The organism is Candidatus Deferrimicrobiaceae bacterium (assembly GCA_035256765.1).
Lineage (GTDB): Bacteria > Desulfobacterota > Deferrimicrobia > Deferrimicrobiales > Deferrimicrobiaceae > CSP1-8.
Genome location: DATEXR010000126.1, coordinates 1 through 2183, shown reverse-complemented (window position 1 = coordinate 2183; position 2183 = coordinate 1). Strand labels below are relative to the sequence as shown.

3 protein-coding genes are annotated in these 2183 nt (G+C 65.7%); all 3 read right to left on the bottom strand.

Annotated features, from left to right (window positions below):
* On the bottom strand, window positions 1-884 hold an 884-nt coding region (gene coxB / locus VJ307_04355), incomplete at its 3' end, for a cytochrome c oxidase subunit II (protein HJX73367.1).
* Between the two features lie 15 nt (window positions 885-899).
* Window positions 900-1751, bottom strand: a complete 852-nt coding sequence (locus VJ307_04350) for an SCO family protein (GenBank protein HJX73366.1) — start codon at window positions 1749-1751, stop codon at window positions 900-902.
* A 232-nt stretch (window positions 1752-1983) separates the two neighbouring features.
* The coding region (locus tag VJ307_04345; GenBank protein ID HJX73365.1) for an MBL fold metallo-hydrolase RNA specificity domain-containing protein at window positions 1984-2183 on the bottom strand (200 nt) is incomplete at its 5' end.

Genomic DNA, 2183 nt, shown 5'->3' with positions numbered 1-2183 from the left:
CTCCCTTTGAAGGTGGGCATGACGGCCGGGTACCCCTTCACCACCTTGGCTTTGGGATCGAGGATCGACTCCCGGAGGTATTCCTCGTCCGCGGTCACGGAGGTCCCGTCCGCGAGGAGGACCTTCCGGCCGAAACTTTGCCTGAGGTTGGGGGCGATCTTCTCCTTCCCCTCGAGGGCGTGGCATCCCAGGCATCCGGACTTCCCCACGAGCGCCTTTCCCTGCTCCGCCAGCGAAAGGCCGGCCGGGGCCTCTTTTTTCTCCCGCCATGCCGCATACGCGCCGGGTTCCATCACGATCAATTCCGCGCGCATCGTGGAGTGGCCGACGCCGCAGTACTCCGCGCACAGGATCGGGTACGTCCCCTCCTTGTCGGGGTGCAGGTACAGGGTGGTGTACCGCCCCGGCACCATGTCCTGCTTGACCCGGTAGTCCGGGACGAAGAAGCTGTGGATCACGTCGTCGGAGGACAGGATGAGTTTCACGGGCCTGCCGGCGGGCACCCGGAGCTCGTTGATCGACGACCTGCCGTCGGGATACCGGAACTCGAAGAGCCACTGCCTGGCCATCACGTGGATGTCGGTGGCTCCGGGGGATGGCGTCCGGATGTCCCGGAACACCCGGTACCCGTAGTAGAAGAAGGAGGCGACGACGATCGTGGGGATCAGCACCCAGACGGTTTCCAGGAAGAGGCTGCCTCGTATGTCGGGCGTCTCGGAGGGTTCGGCCCCTTTTCTCCTTCGATACCGGATCGCGAAGTAGATCAGCAGCCCCTCGACGAGCAGAAAGAAAAACAGGGAGACTACCGTGATGAAGAGAAACAGGGCGTCTACCTGTCCCGTCGTCCGGGATGCCGCCTCCCCCAGGGCGTACGCGTTCTCCATCGTCTTCTCCCGTCCTTATGAAGTGGACCGTCCCCGCCTCCAGAGCACGAGGAGCAGGCCTCCGAGCAGCGCGATCGTCAGGACCCCGCCTGCCTTCATGATGTTCCGGGCGTAGAGTGCGTATTTTTTCCCCACGGGGTCATACTGGAAGCAGAATAACAGGACTTGGTTCAGGGCGGTCGAATTCCCGATGTTTCCCCCCGAGGCCTCGATGAGGGCCATCTTGAGATCCAGGGGGTCCTGCTCGATCCCGTACAGGTAGCGGGAGATCCTCCCCTCGGGGGTCAGGACGACGACCACGTTCGGATGGGCGAACTCGCTGCCCACCCTCCGGTACCGGAATCCGACTGAGCCGGTGAGAGCCCCGACCGCCCCCGCATCGCCCAGCAGGAACGGCCACCGGGTTGCCGGATCGTCCGTCCCCTTCATTTCGGCGTAGATCTCCCCGGCGCGCGCGCTTGCGATCGCGGGCGTGTCTTCGGGATCGATGCTGACCGTGACGATCCGGAAGTCGCGGCCGAGGTCGATCCCTTTCATTCTTTCCACCGTCCCGAGGAGAGAGCGCAGCGTCAGTGGGCACAGCATGGGGCAGGTGTAGTAGTTCAGGGTCAACAGCGCGGGGCCTCCCCGCAGGTAGTCCCCAAGCCGCACCTCTTCCCCCTTCGCGTTCCGGAAGACGGCATCCCGAGGGATCGCGCCACCGAGTTTCTCGTCCACCCCGATCGACCGAAGGATGTCGTCCTGGGGGTCGTTCACGGCGTGCGCCTCCGACGAACGGGGGAGAGACGCCGCCCAGGCCGAAACGAGAAACACGGCCGCCGCGACGACAAGCCATCTCCTCTTCCGCGGGATCCTTTTTCGACTCACGGGCATCTCCACATCCGCACCCCGCGACGGGGCTATGGCTTCGAGCGTTTCCCCGACCGGGGCCCGGGGCTCGCGGGGGGCTTCCTCTTCGCTACGCTCGCGACCTGCGCCCGCTCGCTGCCGATTCCGCTCGACGCAAATTCCCCCTCGCTCCATAGGCCGCTCTGAGGAACCCCCCGCTACGCACCGGTTCCCCTGTTGGGGAGCGGGAGAGGAGCGTCCCCGAACACACTCATAGGTCGATCGGCCGGCCGGGGTAGGGGACCTCGGCGTTCCAGCCGAACCGCTCGTTCAACAGACCGGCGAACCCGACGGACACCGACTCCTCCCCGTGAGCCACGAATACCCTGTCGGGGGGGGTCCGGAAACCCCCCGCCCAGGCGAGCAGGTCGTCCCGGTCGGCGTGGGCGGACAGCCCGCCGATCGTGTAGA